19 protein-coding genes are annotated in these 18,245 nt (G+C 66.6%); 10 read left to right on the top strand and 9 right to left on the bottom strand.

Features of this window, described 5'->3' with window-relative positions:
• Positions 1-28: 28 nt before the first annotated feature.
• The 8 genes from E7V67_027745 to E7V67_027710 all read right to left on the bottom strand — a co-directional run bounded on the left by E7V67_027745 (position 29) and on the right by E7V67_027710 (position 6,937).
• On the bottom strand, positions 29-391 hold the full coding sequence (locus tag E7V67_027745; protein WUR13432.1) for a hypothetical protein: 363 nt from the start codon (positions 389-391) through the stop codon (positions 29-31).
• Between the two features lie 220 nt (positions 392-611).
• Positions 612-1,445: a DUF2520 domain-containing protein gene (locus E7V67_027740; GenBank protein WUR13431.1), complete on the bottom strand. Its 834-nt coding sequence runs from the start codon at positions 1,443-1,445 to the stop codon at positions 612-614.
• Positions 1,445-2,029 carry a DUF924 family protein gene (locus E7V67_027735; protein WUR13430.1) on the bottom strand — a complete coding sequence of 195 codons (585 nt, stop codon included), beginning with the start codon at positions 2,027-2,029 and terminating at the stop codon, positions 1,445-1,447. The genes E7V67_027740 and E7V67_027735 overlap by 1 nt, the downstream gene beginning before the upstream one ends.
• Positions 2,030-2,041: 12 nt before the next feature.
• Positions 2,042-2,788 carry an MgtC/SapB family protein gene (locus E7V67_027730; GenBank protein ID WUR13429.1) on the bottom strand — a complete coding sequence of 249 codons (747 nt, stop codon included), beginning with the start codon at positions 2,786-2,788 and terminating at the stop codon, positions 2,042-2,044.
• Between the two features lie 5 nt (positions 2,789-2,793).
• Positions 2,794-3,057 carry a hypothetical protein gene (locus E7V67_027725; protein ID WUR13428.1) on the bottom strand — a complete coding sequence of 88 codons (264 nt, stop codon included), beginning with the start codon at positions 3,055-3,057 and terminating at the stop codon, positions 2,794-2,796.
• On the bottom strand, positions 3,054-4,883 hold the full coding sequence (locus E7V67_027720) for an aminopeptidase P family protein (GenBank protein ID WUR13427.1): 1,830 nt from the start codon (positions 4,881-4,883) through the stop codon (positions 3,054-3,056). The genes E7V67_027725 and E7V67_027720 overlap by 4 nt, the downstream gene beginning before the upstream one ends.
• Before the next feature lie 65 nt (positions 4,884-4,948).
• Positions 4,949-6,034: an alpha/beta hydrolase gene (locus tag E7V67_027715; GenBank protein WUR13426.1), complete on the bottom strand. Its 1,086-nt coding sequence runs from the start codon at positions 6,032-6,034 to the stop codon at positions 4,949-4,951.
• Positions 6,035-6,247: 213 nt separating this feature from the next.
• Positions 6,248-6,937 carry a Crp/Fnr family transcriptional regulator gene (locus tag E7V67_027710; protein WUR13425.1) on the bottom strand — a complete coding sequence of 230 codons (690 nt, stop codon included), beginning with the start codon at positions 6,935-6,937 and terminating at the stop codon, positions 6,248-6,250.
• A 152-nt stretch (positions 6,938-7,089) separates the two neighbouring features.
• Between E7V67_027710 and E7V67_027705 the strand changes: the two genes are divergently transcribed.
• Genes E7V67_027705 through E7V67_027670 form a run of 8 tightly spaced genes read left to right on the top strand, consistent with a single transcriptional unit; the run spans position 7,090 to position 15,553 of the window.
• Positions 7,090-9,030 (top strand): AMP-binding protein, encoded by a 1,941-nt coding sequence (locus E7V67_027705; protein ID WUR13424.1) that lies wholly within the window; start codon positions 7,090-7,092, stop codon positions 9,028-9,030.
• Positions 9,031-9,044: 14 nt separating this feature from the next.
• Positions 9,045-9,866: an ABC transporter ATP-binding protein gene (locus E7V67_027700; protein ID WUR13423.1), complete on the top strand. Its 822-nt coding sequence runs from the start codon at positions 9,045-9,047 to the stop codon at positions 9,864-9,866.
• Positions 9,862-10,758 carry a branched-chain amino acid ABC transporter permease gene (locus E7V67_027695; GenBank protein ID WUR16359.1) on the top strand — a complete coding sequence of 299 codons (897 nt, stop codon included), beginning with the start codon at positions 9,862-9,864 and terminating at the stop codon, positions 10,756-10,758. Before E7V67_027700 ends, E7V67_027695 begins: the two co-directional genes overlap by 5 nt.
• Before the next feature lies 1 nt (position 10,759).
• Positions 10,760-11,818 carry a branched-chain amino acid ABC transporter permease gene (locus E7V67_027690; protein WUR13422.1) on the top strand — a complete coding sequence of 353 codons (1,059 nt, stop codon included), beginning with the start codon at positions 10,760-10,762 and terminating at the stop codon, positions 11,816-11,818.
• Between the two features lie 28 nt (positions 11,819-11,846).
• Entirely contained in the window at positions 11,847-13,136 is a 1,290-nt protein-coding gene (locus tag E7V67_027685; GenBank protein WUR13421.1) for an ABC transporter substrate-binding protein, read from the top strand.
• An 18-nt stretch (positions 13,137-13,154) separates the two neighbouring features.
• Complete coding sequence (locus tag E7V67_027680) at positions 13,155-13,955, top strand: ABC transporter ATP-binding protein (protein WUR13420.1); 801 nt, start codon at positions 13,155-13,157, stop codon at positions 13,953-13,955.
• A gap of 3 nt (positions 13,956-13,958) precedes the next feature.
• Entirely contained in the window at positions 13,959-14,312 is a 354-nt protein-coding gene (locus E7V67_027675; GenBank protein ID WUR13419.1) for an MmcQ/YjbR family DNA-binding protein, read from the top strand.
• Positions 14,309-15,553 carry an AMP-binding protein gene (locus E7V67_027670; GenBank protein WUR13418.1) on the top strand — a complete coding sequence of 415 codons (1,245 nt, stop codon included), beginning with the start codon at positions 14,309-14,311 and terminating at the stop codon, positions 15,551-15,553. Before E7V67_027675 ends, E7V67_027670 begins: the two co-directional genes overlap by 4 nt.
• On the opposite strand, the gene E7V67_027665 is transcribed toward E7V67_027670, so the two are convergent.
• Positions 15,544-16,608, bottom strand: coding sequence for a PEP-CTERM sorting domain-containing protein (locus E7V67_027665; protein ID WUR13417.1), 1,065 nt, complete (start codon positions 16,606-16,608; stop codon positions 15,544-15,546). The genes E7V67_027670 and E7V67_027665 overlap by 10 nt on opposite strands.
• A gap of 183 nt (positions 16,609-16,791) precedes the next feature.
• Here E7V67_027665 and E7V67_027660 point away from each other — a divergent pair, with 183 nt between their 5' ends.
• Positions 16,792-17,367, top strand: a complete 576-nt coding sequence (locus tag E7V67_027660) for a hypoxanthine-guanine phosphoribosyltransferase (protein ID WUR13416.1) — start codon at positions 16,792-16,794, stop codon at positions 17,365-17,367.
• A gap of 117 nt (positions 17,368-17,484) precedes the next feature.
• Complete coding sequence (locus E7V67_027655) at positions 17,485-18,171, top strand: hydrolase (protein ID WUR13415.1); 687 nt, start codon at positions 17,485-17,487, stop codon at positions 18,169-18,171.
• Positions 18,172-18,245 lie beyond the last annotated feature (74 nt).

Raw genomic sequence — 18,245 nt, 5'->3', positions numbered from 1 at the left:
TGTCCCCTTGGGTTCCTGCTACCGCGCGTTAAGCGTACGCTTCGGCCAGCGACATCACGCGCGGCGTGACGGTGATGCCGACGTCGCCGAACACCTTGTTGATCAGCGCCATATTGGCTTCGCACTCGTCCGCTTTCCAGCCCTTGAACAGGTCGGTGCCGTCCTTCTGGAAGTGCAGGTCCAGCACCTTGCCGCGGTCCTTGTGCGTGTAGCCGGAGCTGTGCGTCTGCTGGAAGCCGGCGGCTTGCAGCGCCTCCAGCACGGCGGTCGGCGGATTGTCCGGGTCGGTCGCCATGTAGACGCCGTAGGTCTTGCCGGGCGGCTTGGCGGCGATGTCGACTTCATAGATGCCGGGCGCCTTGGTCACGGTCGTGGATTTCAGAAATAGCATTACGATCCCCTGTCCGGCGCAGATTGGGCATCGCGCCGATGATGAAAAAAGTGTTGTGTTGGAGTAAGAGAAGCCTAGCTTATTGCTTCGAGCCAAATTTGTCGATCACAACGGGATCATTTTTGCTGTCGCGCAACGAAACGCCTGTAAACGCAGGGTGTCCTGACAAGATTACCTGCCCAAAATTGCAGCGCCGTCTAGCCAATAAGATAGCGCGGCCTTAATTGGCCGCCGCGCCCTGCTTGCGCGCGGCCAGCGCGACCGTCGGCGCCACCAGTGCCTGGTACAAGGCACCGGTCGAGGCATCCCAGGCATCGACGGCCGCCTGCTGGCGTGCCACCGTCGCCATGTCGCCGCGGGCAATGGGTCCGCTCAGCGCCGGCGCCGCCCCCAGCCGGAACACATTCGACAGGCTCTCCTGCGCCAGCGGCCGGGCCAGCTCGCGCGCCACCGCTTCCGGGATGCCGGCGGCCTGGTAGGCACGCAGGGCGGCGTCCAGCACCGTCACCAGGTAGTTGCTGGCGAAGACGGCCGCCGCGTGATACACCGTCTTGGCGGCCGCGTCGATCGGCACCGGCCGCGCGCCGATGGCATCCAGCGCCGGCGTCAGCACGGCCAGCGCGGCCGCGTCGCCCTCGATGCCGGCAAAGGTGCCGTCAAAAGCGGCCGCGACGCCTTCTGGATCGGCAAAACTCCGGATCGGATGGGCGCTGGCCACCAGCGCGCCCTGGTCGCGCGCGGCGTGCAACGCGTCGGACGCCAGCGCGCCGCTGCAGTGGAACACGAGCGCCCCTTGCAACGGCACGGCCGCCGCCAGGGCGGCACAGGCGGCGCCGATCTGGTCGTCCGTCACGGCCAGCAGGTAGCAGTCGGCCGGGCGCAGCGCGCCGTACCCGTCCGTCGCCGTACCGGCACCGATGAACGCCACGCCGCGCGCGGCGGATGCGGGCGAGCGCGCCAGCACGTCCTGCACGGCGAACACGCCACGCTGGTGGAACAGCCGGCCCAGCACGCGGCCCACGTGGCCGGCGCCGACAATCGTCAGGCGTCGCATCAGAAGCCCGATCCCGGCTGCTGCAGGTACTCCAGCTCTTCCGGCGTCGACGCACGGCCCAGGATGGCGTTACGGTGCGGGAAGCGGCCGAACTTGCGGATGACCTCGTAATGCCGTTTCGCATAGTCCAGCATGGTGTCGAAGCCGCTGGCGGACGCACTGAGCTTGTCGAACAGGATCACGGAGCGCTCCTGCAACGACAGGTTTTCGGCGTGCTCGAGCGGCAGGTAGGCAAAGGCGCGCTGCACCGGCGGCAAGGTCTGGCTGGCGCCGGAGTTGTCCAGGGCCAGTGCCGCTTCCAGCGCCAGCGCGTCGCCGGCAAAGGCTTTCGGCGTGCCGCGGTAGATATTGCGGGTGAACTGGTCCAGCACCAGGATGCGCGCCAGCACGCCTTGCGTGCCTTCGTCGTCCCACTGGCGCAGGCCGCCCGCCAGGCCGTCCTCGACGATGTCGCCGAACAGGCGGAAGATCTCGCGGTCGAACGCGTCGTCCTTGCGGAACCATTCCGCGCGCTGCGTGTTGTGGCCCTTGACGCCTATGGGCAGGAACCAGAAATCCAGTACGTCTTGTGCCGTGACCAGCATGCTCTCTCCAAGTCAGTTGCGGGCGTGCGTCAGCGCGAAGCTGTCGATGCCCTCGAAACGGGCCATCTCGGCGGCCAGTTGCGCCAACGGGGCGCCGCTGCGCTTGCCCAGCGCCAGCGCGACGAAGCGCCATTCCATTTTTCCCTCGTCCTGGCTGATCATCAGCGAGCCGCCGGCGATCTCGTAGCCGCGCGTCAGCGCCAGCGCGCGCAATCGTTCCTCGGCCGGCTCGTAGCCGACCTTGAAGCGCATCGTGATGGCGATCGCATGGCGCGACGGCAGCAGCGCCTCGATCTTCGACAGGTAGATCATCACCATCGCGCACAGCAACGCCAGGCCCATCGCGGCCATATAAAAACCCACGCCGACCAGGATGCCGATGACGGACGAGGCCCAGATCGACGCGGCCGTCGTCAGGCCGCTGATGTTGAACCCCTCGCGCATGATCACGCCGGCGCCCAGGAAGCCGATGCCGGTGACGATGCCCTGGATGACGCGGGTCGGATCGGTGCCCACCACGGCGGCCGCCGTGTGGCCGCCGAACCAGGAGTCGGGATAGCCGCCGACCACCGTCAGCGCGGCCGAGGCCATGCACACCAGGCCATAGGTGCGCATGCCGGCGGCGCGGCCGTGGTACGCGCGCTCGTAGCCCACCAGCATGCCCAACAGCAGCGCGCCGATCAGGTTGAGCAGGATGACGCCATTGGTCAGCAGCTCGCTGGAAGACCAGTATGCGCCCAGGAAGTCCGCGGTGGACATGGCGCTCAGGCCTTCGGCGCTTTTTTCGTCAGCTGCTTCTCGAACGCCACATCGAGCTTGCTGATGCGCTGCGGCTTCTGCGGCCCCTGCGCGTTGACGAAGGCGACGAATTCATCCAGTTCCATCGGTGGGCACAACGGTGGCTGGCCCGGCCCCTCGGACAGGAAGAAATGGCCGCTGCCGGTGCGCGACATCGACCAGCCCGGGTTGCCGCTGCGTTCCTTCAGCCGGTCGACGGCATTCGACGCGCGGGTGGAGCGGTTGCTCATAATGGTGTCGTCCTTTCTTCCAGCCACGCCAGGGCGGCGCCCTGCACGTGCGGGCGCAGGCGCCGCAGCACGGTGGCGTGGTAATCGTTCAGCCATGCGATTTCGTCGGCACGCAGCAAGGTGCGGTCGATGCAGCGCGTATCGATGGGGCACAAGGTCAGGGTCTCGAAGGCGAGGAAGTCGCCGAATTCGGTGGCCTCGGCCGGCACGTTCAGCACCAGGTTCTCGATGCGGATGCCCCATTTGCCGGGGCGGTAGATGCCCGGCTCGATCGACGTGATCATGCCGGGCTCCATCGCCGTGTGCGGTTCCGGCATGGCGGACGGCGAGATCGACTGCGGGCCCTCGTGCACGTTCAGGAAGTAGCCCACCCCATGGCCGGTGCCATGGCCGAAGTCGATGCCGGCGGCCCAGATCGGCGCGCGCGCGATCGCGTCCAGCATCGGCGCACGCGTACCGCGCGGGAAGCGCGTGGCGGACAGCGCCATCATCCCCTTCAGCACCAGCGTGAAGTCGCGCCGGTGCTCGACCGTGATGGCGCCCACCGGCACCACGCGGGTGATGTCGGTGGTGCCGCCTACGTACTGGCCGCCCGAGTCGATCAGCAGCAGGCCGTCGCCCTCGATGCGCGCGCAGTGGGCCGGCGTGGCGCGGTAATGCATGATGGCGCCGTTGGAACGGAAGCCCGCGATGGTGCCGAAGCTGGGGCTGACGAAGCCGGGCCGGCGCGCCCGCGCCGCCGTGATGTGACGGTCGATCGCCACCTCGTCCAGTGCTTCTTCCGCGCGGCGCGCCAGCGCCTCCTCCAGCCAGGCGAAGAACTCGCACAGCGCCGCGCCGTCCTGCTCCATCGTCGCGCGCACGTGCGCCGCCTCCTCCTCCGTCTTGCGCGACTTGGCGAACGTGGTGGGGTTGATGGCTTCCACCACAGTCACGTGATGCGGCACGGCCTGGCGCGTGCCGTGGGTGACGCGGCGCGGGTCCAGCAGCAAGGTCACGTTCGGCGCCAGCTCGGCCAGCGCAGCGGCCAGCCCGGCATACGGCGCCACGTCCACACCATCGGCCGCCAGGGCCGCGCGCACGGCCTCCGGCACCTTGTCGTCGGCCACGAACAGCGTCGCGCGCTCCGGTGTGACCACTGCATGCGACACGAAGATCGGGTTGTACGACACGTCCGCGCCGCGCAGGTTGAACAGGTAGGCGATATCGTCCAGGGTCGAGATCAGGTGGCGCTCGGCGCCGTGCTGCGCCATCGCCGCGCGCAGCGCGATCAGCTTGTCGGCGCGCGCGGTCGCCGCATGGGGCGGCTGGTGTTCGTAGACCGGGGCGTCCGGCAGGCCGGGCCGGCCGGTCCAGACCTCGTCGAGCAGATCGAGGTCGGTGCGCAGCGCCACGCCGCGCGCGTCGAGTGCCTGGCGCAGTTGGCGCGCGATGGCCAGGCCCAGCACGCCGCCGTCCACCGCGATCACCTGGCCCGGCTGCAGCGTCGCGGCCAGCCAGTCGATATATTGCGTGCTGGCGCCGGACGAAATCTTCATCAACTCGATGCCGCTGCCGGCCAGCTCGTCCTCGGCCTGGGTCCAGTAGCGGCCATCGGTCCACACGCCGGCGAAGTCCTGCGTGGCGATGAAGGTGCCGACCGAGCCGGTAAAGCCGGACAGCCACTCGCGCCCCTGCCAGCGCGGCGGCAAGTATTCGGACAGGTGCGGGTCGGACGACGGCACGATGCAGGCATCGACGCCGTGGCGGCGCATGGCCTGGCGCAGGGCCTCCAGGCGGGCGGGAATGGGGTGGTCGGCAGGTACGGGCGAAGGCGGTCGGGACATGGTCGCGGTGGTGATCTGGTCGAGGCACTATGATACCGTGCCCCGCCCCATCCGGCTCCGGTAGGCTAGTGCAGCACGCGCGGCGCCTCGCTCTCGGTCAACGCGCCGTCATGATGCGAGGTCTGCTGGAAATCCATGCGCGGCCGGTTTTCCACCATGTCGCGCACGGCGCGCACGATCTCGTCCTGCGCCACGTAGTGCAGCATGTGGCCTGCATCCTGCACCGTGTGCAGCTGGCTTTGCAGCAGTTCGCGGTGCAGCCGCTCGGCGTTGTGGGCCGGGTTCACCATCTTGTCGCCGGCGCCGGAGAAAATCGTCACGGGTACCGTGATCTCGGCATAGCGGTGGCGCAGCTTGGCGGCGGCCGGAATCATCAGCGCTGACTCGGCCCCCGCGGCGCGCAGTTGCGACGGTCGCAGCGACAGCCACTTGGGCCAGCGCGCAAAGCTGGCGGCCGGCTCGCGCGGGCTAAACAGCCGCTTGACGAAGGACGACCAGCCCAGCCGGCCCAGCAGCGGCGACACCGTGAAGCGCATCAGGTCGCCCACCACCGGCACGGCCGGGCCGGCCAGCAGCGCCACGTCCAGGCGCGGACTGGGGTAGTAGTAGCCGCCCAGCAGGACCAGCCCCTTGACGAGGCGTGGCGTCTCGGTCGCCATCGCCAGCGCGACCAGTGCCCCCCACGAGTGCCCCACCACATAGGCCGGCTCGGCGCCCAGCTGGCGCAGTGCGCTGCCCAGCAGTGCCGCCTGTTCGGACGGCGTCCAGATCGTGCTGCGGGGTCGCTCGCTGTAGCCGAAGCCAGGGCGGTCGAACGCGATCACGCGATGGTGTTGCGCCAGCATGTCGACCAGGCCCGACAATTCGAAGTCGAGCGACGACGCGCCGTTGCCGTGCAGCAGCACCACGACGGGGCCGGCGCCCCGCTCGAGGTAATGCAGCTTGACGCCATCGATCTCGACGAATTGGCCGGCCGGCGGATTGTCCGCCTCGGCCTGCCGGGTTTTGCTGCGCACGACGAGATACGCGGCGGCCAATGCGCCGGCGGCAATCAACAATTTTGGCGCAAGGGTATTGCGAGGCTGCAGCGGCGCCTTGTGCGCCAGCAACCGGGAACGCAGGTTCCAGTCCTGTCCAATCATCCGTGCCATAACGACTCCCAAGATTCAACCGTGTTTGCATACTAGGCTAAACCGAAGGCTAAACCGGCCAGGGACGATACTTTGTTAGGGCACTAACACTGCGGACGATCGACTGTAAAAGCCGGGTCAGCGGCGGTGCAGGAGCGCGCCAGCGGGCGATCTTGCCGGCAAAAAAATATTCTCTTGGCAAAACATGGCCGGCCCGCAGCGTCCGGCTGCGCGTCAGCCCGCCTGGAAGCGCCGCAAGCCTTCCAGGTCGAGGATGCGGATGCCGCCATAGTCCACCCGCAGCAGGCCCTGGCGCTCCAGCACTTGTAGTGCCTGGTTGGCGCGGCCGCGCGAAGCGCCGGACAGCAAACCCACCTCTTCCTGCGAGATCTGCACCAGGCGCTCGATGCCGGGATACAGGTGCGAGTTGAACAGCGAGGCCAGGCAGCGTGCCACGCGCGTGTCCGGGTCCAGCAGGCGCTCGTTCTCGACCATGCCGATGAACTGGCCCAGCCGCTCGTTCAGCTGCATCAGGAGAAAGCGGGTGAACGGCAGGCTCGACTCCAACAGCCAGTGAAAGGTCTCGGCCGGCATGCGCGCGATGCGGCTGTCGCGCAACGCCATCGCATCGTATTTGCGGTGCTCGTCTTTCAACAGCGAGCCTTCGCCGAACCAGCCGCCCGGCGGCACGCCCGTAAATGTCACGCTCTTCCCGGATGGCGAGAAGTTGTTCATCTTGACCATGCCGGCGATGATGCCGACCCAATTGTCCACCACTTCGCCCTTGCGGCAGACAAAACCCCCTTTCGGCACGAACACTTCGAAGGTGGTTGCCTCCACGCGCGCCATCTGCTCGGGCGTCAGGGTGCGGGCCCAGATGGCGCTGCGCAGGGCTTCCTTCAGGCTGGGTTGTCTGGTTTCCATTGTTGCGTCGCACCACAAAAAGTCCGGCCAATTGTCGTCGAAAAGACAACCTGGCCCAGGATCGCAAGTTAATATCATCACACAAAAGCGTGCTGGATCAGAACTAAAACAGACTAAAAACCATATGCCCCCGCGAGGGCAGGGAGACACTGATGCAAGCAACGACGTTCCCGCGCCGCCTGCTGGAGCACGGGCGCGAGCGGCCACACCAGAGCGCCTACCGCGAAAAACATCTGGGCATCTGGCAGACGTGGACGTGGCAGCAGGTCAACGACGAGGTGCGCGCCCTCGCCTGCGGCCTGGCCGCGCTGGGCTTCGGGCGCGGCATGCACCTGGCCATCGTCGGCGACAACCGGCCGCGCCTGTACTGGGCCATGCTGGCCGCGCAATGCCTGGGCGGCGTGGCCGTGCCCTTGTACCAGGACGCGCCCGCCGCCGACATGGCCTACGTGCTGGCGGACGCCGGCATCCGCTTCGCCGTCGTCGAGGACCAGGAACAGGTCGACAAGCTGCTGGAACTGAAGGCGCAGTATCCGGCGATTGCCCACATCGCCTACGACGACGAACGGGGTCTACGCCACTACCGCCAGCCCGAGCTGCTGTCGTTCGCGCGGCTGCAGGAAGCGGGCCGGACCTGGGACCGCGCCAACCCCGGCTGTTATGACGCCGCCATCGAGGCGGGCCAGCCAGGCGACAACGCCGTGATCCTGTACACCTCCGGCACCACCGGCAAACCGAAGGGCGTGTGCCAGACCCATGCCGCGCTGCTGGCGGCCGGCACGGGCGGCGTCGCGTTCGAGGGCCTGACGGATCAGGAAAACGTGCTCTCCTACCTGCCGATGGCGTGGGTGGGCGACTGCCTGTTCTCGTTTGCCCAGGCGCTGGTTGCCGGCTTCACCGTCAACTGCCCAGAATCGGGCGAGACGGTGATGACGGACCTGCGCGAGATCGGCCCGACCTATTATTTCGCCCCGCCGCGCGTGTTCGAGAACATGCTGACGCAGGTGATGATCCGGATGGAGGACGCGGGCGCCTTGAAACGCCGCCTGTTCCACCACTTCATGGCGGTGGCGCGGCGCTGCGGCGCCGAGCTGCTGGACGGCCGGCCCGTGCCCTGGTCCGATCGCGTTGCGTATGCCCTGGGCCAGGTGCTGGTGTACGGCCCACTGAAAAACGTGCTCGGTTTTTCGCGCGTGAAGGTGGCCTACACGGCCGGCGCCGCCATCGGGCCTGACCTGTTCCGCTTCTACCGCTCGATCGGCGTCAACTTGAAACAGTTTTATGGCTCGACCGAGACTTGCGCCTACATCTGCCTGCAGCCGGACGGCCAGATCAAGTTCGACAGCGTGGGCAAGCCGGCGCCGGGTGTGGACGTGCGCCTGGCCGACAACGGTGAAGTGCTGGTCAAGTCGCCCACGCTGATGGACGGCTACTACCAGCGCCCGGAAGCGACGGCCGAAGCGATCGACGCCGAAGGCTACTTCCATACCGGCGACGCCGGCGTGTTCGACAACGATGGTCACCTGCGCATCATCGACCGCGCGGCCGACGTGGGGCGCATGAACCACGGCGCCATCTTCGCGCCCAACTACGTCGAGAACAAGCTGAAGTTCTTCCCCTTCATCAAGGAGGCCGTCGCGTTCGGCCATGGCCGCGACACCGTCTGCGCGTTCCTCAACATCGACATGGAAGCGGTGGGCAACTGGGCCGAGCGGCGCGGCATTGCCTATGCGGGCTATACCGACCTGGCCGCGCATCCGCAAACCTATGCGCTGATGCAGGAATGCGTCGAGAAGGTCAACGCGGACCTGGCCAGCGAAGCGCTGATGGGGCAGACGCAGGTGCACCGCTTCCTCGTGCTGCACAAGGAGCTGGACCCGGACGACGACGAGCTGACGCGCACGCGCAAGGTGCGCCGCAAGTTCATCGCGGAGAAGTACGCGGTGCTGATCGACGCGCTGTACGCGGGCAAGGCCTCGCAGTACATCAGCACCCAGGTCAAATTCGAGGACGGGCGCAGCGGCACCGTCTCGGCCGACCTGCGCATCGCCGACTGCCGCACCTTCCCGGTCGTCACCGCCCACGCCGCATGAGCGAAGGAGAACCCATGCAGATGAACGAACCCGGCGCCCACTTCGAGGCGGGGCGCCAGACCGGCCCGGTGATCCTCGACCTGCGCCATATCTCGCTGTCGTTCGGCGGCGTGAAGGCGCTGACCGACATCTCGTTCGACGTGCGCCAGCACGAGATCCGCGCCATCATCGGCCCGAACGGCGCCGGCAAGAGCTCCATGCTCAATGTGATCAACGGCGTGTACCGCCCGCAGCAGGGCGAGATCGTCTACCGCGGCGAACACCGCAGGAACATGGACTGCTACGCGGCGGCGAAATCCGGCATCGCCCGTACGTTCCAGAACATCGCGCTGTTCAAGGGCATGACGGTGCTGGACAACATCATGACGGGCCGTAACCTCAAGATGCGCTCGAACTTCCTGCTGCAGGCACTGTACTGGGGGCCGGCGCGGCGCGAGGAGATCGCGCATCGCCACAAGGCCGAGGAGATCATCGACTTCCTCGAGATCCAGCACATCCGCAAGACCCCGGTGGGGCGCCTGCCGTACGGCCTGCAAAAGCGCGTGGAGCTGGGCCGGGCCCTGGCGGCCGAGCCCGACATCCTGCTGCTGGACGAGCCGATGGCCGGCATGAACGTGGAGGAAAAGCAGGACATGTGCCGTTTCATTCTCGACGTGAACGACCAGTTCGGCACGACCATCGTGCTGATCGAGCACGACATGGGCGTCGTCATGGACATCTCCGACCGCGTCGTCGTGCTCGACTACGGCCGCAAGATCGGCGACGGTACGCCGGACGAGGTGCGCGCCAATCCGGAAGTGATCTCCGCCTATTTGGGAGCCGCGCATGGACATTAACTTTTTCTTTGAAGTCCTGATCGGCGGCCTGCTGTCGGGCGTCATGTACGCGCTGGTCGCCATCGGTTTCGTGCTGATCTACAAAGCCTCGGGCGTGTTCAATTTCGCCCAGGGCGCGATGGTGTTCTTTGCCGCGCTGACGTGCGTGGGCCTGATGGACCGCTTCGGCATGCCACTGTGGCTGGCCATCCCCGCCACCATCGCGGCGATGGTGATCCTGGGGCTGTGCATCGAGCGGGTGGTGCTGCGGCCATTGGTGAACCAGCCCGAGATCACGCTGTTCATGGCCACCATCGGCCTGGCCTTCTTCCTCGAGGGCCTGGCCCAGCTGATCTGGGACTCGCAGGTGCACCAGCTGGCGCTGCCGATCGAGGACGTGCCGCTGCAATCGGTGCTGGACCGTTTCAACATCGTCGTCTCGCAGTTCGACGTGATGGCGGCCGCCGTCTGCGGCGTGCTGGTGCTGCTGCTGGCCGTGCTGTTCGCCAAGACCAAGGTGGGCCGCGCGTTGCGCGCCGTGGCGGACGACCACCAGGCCGCGCTGGCCGTCGGCATTCCGCTGCAGCGCATCTGGGCCATCCTGTGGGCTGTCGCCGGCGTCGTCGCGCTGGTGGCGGGCCTGTTGTGGGGCGCCCGCAACGGCGTGCAGTTCGCGCTGACGTTCATCGCCCTGAAAGCCCTGCCGGTGCTGATACTGGGCGGTTTTACCTCCGTTCCGGGCGCCATCGTCGGTGGCCTGATCATCGGCGCCTCGGAAAAGCTGGCCGAGGTGTACATCGGTCCCCTGGTCGGCGGCGGCATCGAGGGCTGGTTCCCCTACGTGCTGGCGCTGCTGTTCCTGCTGGTGCGGCCGGAAGGGCTGTTCGGCGAAAAAATCATCCGGAGGATCTGACATGTTCTATCGTGAAGCCGGCCAGTTCAAGACCACGTACGAGGCCGACGGCCAGATCTTGCCGATCCGCCAGGACCGCATCGCACTGCTGGCGACGTTGACGCTGGCCGTGCTGGTACTGCCCTTCGTCGCCACGCCGTATCTGCTGTCGGCGATCCTGATCCCGTTCCTGATCTTCGCCCTGGCGGCGCTGGGCCTGAACATCCTGACGGGCTACGCCGGCCAGCTGTCGCTCGGCACGGCCGCGTTCATGGCCGTGGGCGCATTCGCCTCGTGGAATTTCGTCTACCGCTTCCCCGGCCTGCCGATCCTCGTCGCCTTCGTGCTGGGCGGCTTGTGCGCCGCCATGGTCGGCATCGCGTTCGGCTTGCCGTCGCTGCGCATCCGCGGCTTTTACCTCGCCGCGTCCACCCTGGCGACGCAATTCTTCGTGGTCTGGTGCCTGACCAAGATCCCTGCGCTGACGGGCGGCAGCGCCTCCGGCGTGATCACGGCGCAGAAGATCGTCATCCTCGGCTACGCCTTCGACACGCCGCAGCGCAAGTACGTGCTGGTGCTGCTGATCGTGGCGCTGATGGCGCTGCTGGCGAAGAACATGGTGCGCTCGAACGTGGGCCGCTCCTGGATGGCGGTGCGCGACATGGACGTGGCGGCCGAAGTCATCGGCATCCGCCTGATGCGCACCAAGCTGCTGGCGTTCGCGGTCAGCTCGTTCTATTGCGGCGTGGCCGGCGCACTGTACGCGTTCGCCTATCTCGGCACGGTGGAACCGGAGGCATACAGCCTGGATCTGTCGTTCCGCATCCTGTTCATGATCATCATCGGTGGCGTCGGCTCGATCCTCGGCTCCTTCCTCGGTGCCGCGTTCATCGTGCTGCTGCCGGTGGGCCTGAACATCGTCGCGCACGGCCTGGGCCTGCCGACCAGCGTGGCCTCGAACCTGGAGCTGATGGTGTTCGGCGCCCTGATCATCTTTTTCCTGATCGTGGAACCGCACGGTCTGGCGCGTTTGTGGCAAATCGGTAAAGAGAAGCTGCGCCTGTGGCCATTCCCGCATTAGGCGCCATAACAATCCAAAGGAGACCACCATGACGTTCAAATCCCTCGTGCTCGGTGCCGTGCTGGCCGCCAGCGGTGCCACGGCGCTGGCCCAGCAGTTCGTCGCGCTGCCGTCGTACCGCGTCGGCCCCTATGCATCCGGCGGCGCCGGCTTCTACGGCGGCATCATCGACTACTTCAACCTCGTCAACGCCAATGGCGGCGTGAATGGCGTCAAGGTCACGTGGGAGGAATGCGAGACGGAATACAACCCATCGCGCGGCGTCGAGTGTTATGAGCGGCTGAAGACCAGCCAGGGCGGTGCCACCCTGGTCGAGCCGCTGTCCACCGGCATCGCCTACGGCATCCTGGACCGCATCCCGCAGGACAAGATTCCGATGACGATGCTGGGCTATGGCCGCTCCGATGCCGCCAACGGTAAAGTCTTCCCCTATGTGTTCCCGCTGATCTCCAGCTACTGGAGCCAGGCCGCCGCGATGGTCAAGTACCTGGCTGACAAGAACGGTGGCAGTTTGAAGGGCAAGAAGATCGTGCACCTGTACCACGACTCCGCGTTCGGCAAGGAGCCGCTGCCGGTGCTGGAGGCGCTGGCCCAGCAGCAGGGCTTCGAGCTCGTGAAGATTCCCGTGGCGCCGCCGGGCAGCGAGCAGCAGGCGCAGTGGCTGCAGATCCGCCAGGCGCGGCCCGACCACGTGATCCTGTGGGGCTGGGGCGTGATGAACTCCGTCGCCATCAAGACGGCGCAGCGCAACGGCTTCCCGCGCGAGAAAATCCTCGGCGTGTGGTGGGCCGGCTCGGAAGAGGACACCGTGCCATCCGGCGACGCCGCCAAGGGCTACACGGCGATGTCGTTCAACACCCCCGGCAACTACCCGGTGCTGGACAACATCCGCCAGACCGTCTACGGCGCCGGCAAGGGCAACCTGGCCGACAAGGGCCGCATCGGTTCCGTCTACCACATGCGCGGCGTCACGGCCGGCATCCTGTTCGTCGAGGCGATGCGCGCCGCGCAGGAGAAGTTCGGCAAGGGCAAACCCGTCACCGGCGAGCAGCTGCGCTGGGGCCTGGAAAACCTGAACATCGACGCGGCGCGCCAGAAGGCCATCGGCGCCGTCAACATGTTCCCGACCGTGAAGACCAGCTGCGAGGACCACGAGGGCTCCGGCGCCGTCAAGGTACAGCAATGGGACGGCAAGAAATGGGTGGCCATCACGCCGAACTGGATCGTGGGCGACCGCGCGCTGGTGAAGCGGCTGGTGGACGAATCGTCCACCAAGTACGCGGCCGAGAAGAAACTCACGCCGGCCTGCCTGAAGTAAGCGGATGAAAGCGAGCGTATGAGCTACCTGTCCGTCAACAATATCGAGGTGATCTACGACCATGTGATCCTCGTGCTCAAGGGTGTGTCCTTGCAGGTCCCGCAGGGCAAGATCGTCGCGCTGCTGGGCGCGAACGGGGCCGGCAAGTCCACCACGCTGAAGACCATCTCGACCCTGCTGCGCGGCGAGCGGGGCGACGTGACAAAGGGAGAAGTGCGTTTCCAGGGCGAGCGCATCGACCAGCTCACGCCCAATGAGCTGGTGCGGCGCGGCCTGTCCCAGGTGATGGAAGGAAGGCATTGCTTCGGCCATCTCACCATCGAAGAAAACCTGCTGACGGGCGCCTACACGCGCAAGGCCTCGCGCGCCGAGCTGCGCGACTCGCTCGACAAGGTCTATCACTACTTCCCGCGCCTGAAGGAGCGCCGCGCCAGCCAGGCCGGCTACACGTCCGGCGGCGAGCAACAGATGTGCGCCATCGGCCGGGCCTTGATGGCCAAGCCCTCGATGATCCTGCTGGACGAGCCGTCGATGGGCATCGCGCCGCAGATCGTCGAAGAGATCTTCGACATCGTCAAGGACCTGAACGCGCGCGAGAACGTGTCGTTCCTGCTGGCCGAGCAGAACACCATGGTGGCGTTGCGCTACGCCGACTTCGGCTACATCCTGGAAAACGGCCGCGTGGTGATGGAAGGCGCGGCCGCCGACCTGGCCAACAACGAGGACGTCAAGGAGTTCTACCTGGGCGTCGCCGGTGCGGAGCGCAAGAGCTTCCGCGACCAGAAATTCTACCGCCGGCGCAAGCGCTGGCTGGCCTGAACCATGAACCTGAACAAAGCCAAACAGCTGTGCCGCTCGTTCCCGGGCGTCACGGAAGAGATCAAATGGAGCGGCGTGCTGGTCTACTGCGTGGGCGGCAAGATGTTTGCCGCCACCGACAACGACGAGCAGGCGCGCCGCCTCAGCCTGAAGGTCGAAGACGACGCCTTCCTGGCGCTGACCGACCGCCCCGGCTTCGTGCCGGCGCCCTTTCTCGCGCGGGCCAAATGGGTCATGATCGACGACTTCAAGGCCGTGTCGGACGCCGAGGCGGCCAGCCTGCTGCGGCGCGCCTACGAACTGATTTTCGCCAAGCTGACAAAAAAACTGCAGCGCGAGATCGGAGGCACGCCATGACCCTGGACCGCCGCGAAACGCGCGCCCCGGCCGAGCGCGAGGCCGACCTGATGGCGCGCCTGCCCGGCCTGATCGCGCAGGCGCGCACGGCGCCGGGCTGGGCGCGCATCCTGGGCGACGTCGACCCTGCCGGCATCGCCACACGTGCCGCGCTGGCGCGCCTGCCCGTCACCCGCAAGGCCGACCTGAAGGCCCTGCAGCAGCAGAACCAGCCGTTCGGTGGCCTGACCAGCACGCCGGCACGGCAGCTGCGCCGCATTTACATGTCACCCGGGCCCATCTTCGATGCGGAAGGGCGCGCACCGGACTGGTGGCGCTTTGCCCGGCCCTTGTATGCGGCCGGCGTGCGCCCCGGCGGCCTGCTGCAGAACTGCTTTTCCTATCACTTCACGCCGGCCGCCTTCATGGTGGAATCGGCGGCGGCGCTGATCGGCTGCACCGTGATCCCGGCCGGCAGCGGCCAGACCGAATTGCAGGTGCAGGCGATGGCCGAGCTGCGGCCAGACACCTATGTGGGCACACCGTCGTTCCTGAAACTGATCATGGAAAAGGCGCGCGAGATGGGCGCCGACATCGGCAGCGTGCGGCACGCGCTGCTGAGCGCCGAGGCGCTGCCGGATTCGCTGCGCCAGTGGTTCGTCGACCACGGCATCGCGCACGTCTGTCAGGCCTACGCGTCGGCCGACGCCGGCGCCATCGCGTACGAGACGCGCACGGACGGCAAGCTCAATCCCGGCATGGTGCTGGACGAGGAAATCATCCTGGAAATCGTGCGGCCCGGCTCCGGCGAGCCGGTGCCCGAGGGCGAGGTGGGCGAAGTGGTGCTGACGGTGTTCAATCCGGACTACCCGCTGGTCCGTTTTGCCACCGGCGACCTGTCGGCCGTGCTGACGGATGTGCCGCCGTCGCCGTGCGGGCGCACCAACACGCGTATCCGCGGCTGGCTGGGACGGGCCGACCAGACGACGAAAGTGCGCGGCATGTTCGTGCACCCGTCGCAGGTGCACGAGGTGGCGCGGCGCCACCCGCAACTCGGCAAGGTGCGCCTGGTCGTGACGGGCACGATCGCCGACGAGACCATGACCTTGCATTGCGAGGTGGACGACCCTGCCGGCCCGGCCGATGCCATAGTCACCACCATTCGCGAGGTGACGAAGTTGCGCGGCGAGGTACGCCTGGTCGCGCGCGGCAGCCTGCCCAACGACGGCAAGGTGATCGACGACGCGCGCGACTACCGTTGATCGGCTGCAGGCAAGCGCCGGCGCCACAGGGCGATCAGGCCCAGGCCGCCGGCCAGCATCGCCCACGTGCCCGGTTCGGGAATGGCGGGGGTCAGCAGCACGCTGGTAAAGGTGCCGTCGGCGCGCCGGGCCTGGGCCAGGATCTGGCCATTGTCGTTCAGGTCGTACACCAGGTCGACGGAATAATCGCTGCCGTCGATGCGGTCGCGCAGGTAGGCGATCTCGCCATCCTCGTAGATCCACGGGTGGATGCCCTGCATGCTCAGCGACGAACCCACGACCTGGCCCAGGTTGTTGATCTCGCGCGCCTGCGTCACCTCGGCGCCCGGCATCTGCACCGTCGTCAGCTGGTTGTCCTGCCAGATCCAGGCGTGGCGGAAGCGCTGGTTGATGATGACCTGGCCCAGGTCGTTGATGCCTTCGGCTTCGCTGCCGGGACCGGGCACTGTCAACAGGCGCATGGTGCCGTTCTGGTAGAGGAACGGGCTGCGCTGGTAGTCCCCTGGCACCGTCTCGGACCAGCCGACGACGGCACCTGCGTTGTTCAGGTCCAGCGCCGTCGCCTGGTTGCCGCCCAGCGTGCCCAGGTTGGTCGTCACGCCGTTCGCGTACAACAAGGCCTGCTGCGCGCCGTTGCGGTAACCGGAGCCGATGACCGCGCGGGCGTCGTTGATGCCCCACGGCGAGGACATGACGTCGCCCTGCGCGCTGTTCGGTATCTGGCTGATCCTGCCGAAACGGGTGCGCAGGTAGGAGCGGTATTCGCCACCCGTGTTATGGAACTGGAAGATGGCGTCGCCATCGTTGTTGATGTCGGCAGGGGCGCCGGTGAGCCGCAGCGGCTCGATGGTGCCCCAGCGGTAGAACAGCGTGCCGGCGGTGCCGTGCGACCCCATCATCTCGCCAGCGTTGTTGAGGGTATTCCAGTGCACGTTCGCCAGCTCCGGCGTCAGCGACGCCAGGTCGGTCAGCGTATAGCGCGGCAGGGCTTGGGCGGTACCCGCCAGCAGGCAGGCGCCGAGAACGGCGGTACGGCTAAGCAGGTTCATACTCATGGCGGCCTTTCCGGCAAAAAGACAACGAGCAGAAATCAACGTGACAGACGTGCCCGAAATGCTACCTGAATGGCGGCGATATTAAAACAATAACGAAACTCCCAAGCTGCTAGTGTCGTGCGCGACCGTCGCGCCCGGAATCGCGGATAATGCGAAGGTCATTCACCCAGCCGTCGAACCATCATGTACGAATTTCATCACCAGCGGGCCCGCGCCCTGCTCGACAACGCGGAAGAGATTTTTGACGCAGCGGCCGTCCAGGGCGCCGTGCGCCAGGTGGCACGCACGCTGAACGAACGCTTCGGCGCCGAAGACGAATTCCCGCTCGTGCTGGGCGTGATGGGCGGCGCCGTCGTGTTCACGGGCCACCTGCTGCCGCAGCTGACCTTCCCGCTCGAATTCGACTACATCCACGTCAGCCGCTATGGCGACGAGGACCGTGGCGGCGAAGTGGTGTGGAAGGTGGTGCCGCGCTCGAACGTGGCCGGCCGCACCGTCATCGTCGTCGACGACATCCTCGACGAGGGCGAGACGCTGGCGCACGTCAAGCAGCGCCTGCTGGACATGGGGGCGAAGGACGTCATCATCGCCGTGTTCGCGGACAAGGCGATCCGCAAGGCCAAGCCGATCCACGCGGACATCGTCGGGCTGACGATCCCGGACCGCTTCGTGGTCGGCTTCGGCATGGATGCCTATGGCTACTGGCGCAACCTGCCGGGACTGTGGGCGCTGCGCGGCGAGGATTTGTCCGGCGCTTGAGCAAGGATGCCGGTTACCCCTGGATGGGGGAGGCCGGCGCGCTCCCTAAGCCCAATGGGCGGCGGGCGATGGAACACTTACCATTTTTGCATACCGTACAACCCACGAGGTGCAAACATGAGTAACCCGAAACTGGAAGTCCTGACCCCGCACAACAGCCAGATCATCTTCATCGACCACCAGCCGCAGATGGCCTTCGGCGTGCAGTCGATCGACCGCCAGGTCCTGAAGAACAACACCGTCGCGCTGGCAAAAGCGGCCAAGGTGTTCAACATCCCCACCACCATCACGACCGTCGAGACGCAGAGCTTCTCCGGCAATACCTATCCGGAACTGCTGGACGTGTTCCCGGGCCAGCCGATCCTGGAACGCACGTCGATGAATTCGTGGGACGACCAGAAGGTGCGCGACGCGCTGGCGAAAAACGGCAAGAAGAAGGTGATCGTGTCCGGCCTGTGGACCGAAGTGTGCAACAACACCTTCGCGCTGTGCGCGATGGCCGAGGGCGACTACGAGATCTATATGGTGGCCGACGCCTCGGGCGGCACGTCGAAGGAAGCCCACGACTATGCCATGCAGCGCATGATCCAGGCCGGCGTGGTGCCGGTGACGTGGCAGCAGGTGATGCTGGAATGGCAGCGCGACTGGGCGCACCGCGACAGCTACGACGCCGTGATGGCCATCGTCAAGGAACACTCGGGCGCGTACGGCATGGGTGTCGACTACGCCTATACCATGGTGCACAAGGCACCGTCGCGCGCCGCGGCGCAGCATGAAACGCTGGCGCCGGTGCCGGCGAAGTAAGCGGAGTGAGGGTCTGTCCCTTTGGGACTGACCCTGAAGTTTTGCCGAATCCGTCGAAACGCGAACCAACTTCG

The organism is [Empedobacter] haloabium, from assembly GCA_008011715.2.
In the GTDB taxonomy this organism is placed as follows: Bacteria; Pseudomonadota; Gammaproteobacteria; order Burkholderiales; family Burkholderiaceae_D; genus Rugamonas; species Rugamonas haloabia.
This window is presented reverse-complemented; position numbering and strand designations above follow the sequence as displayed.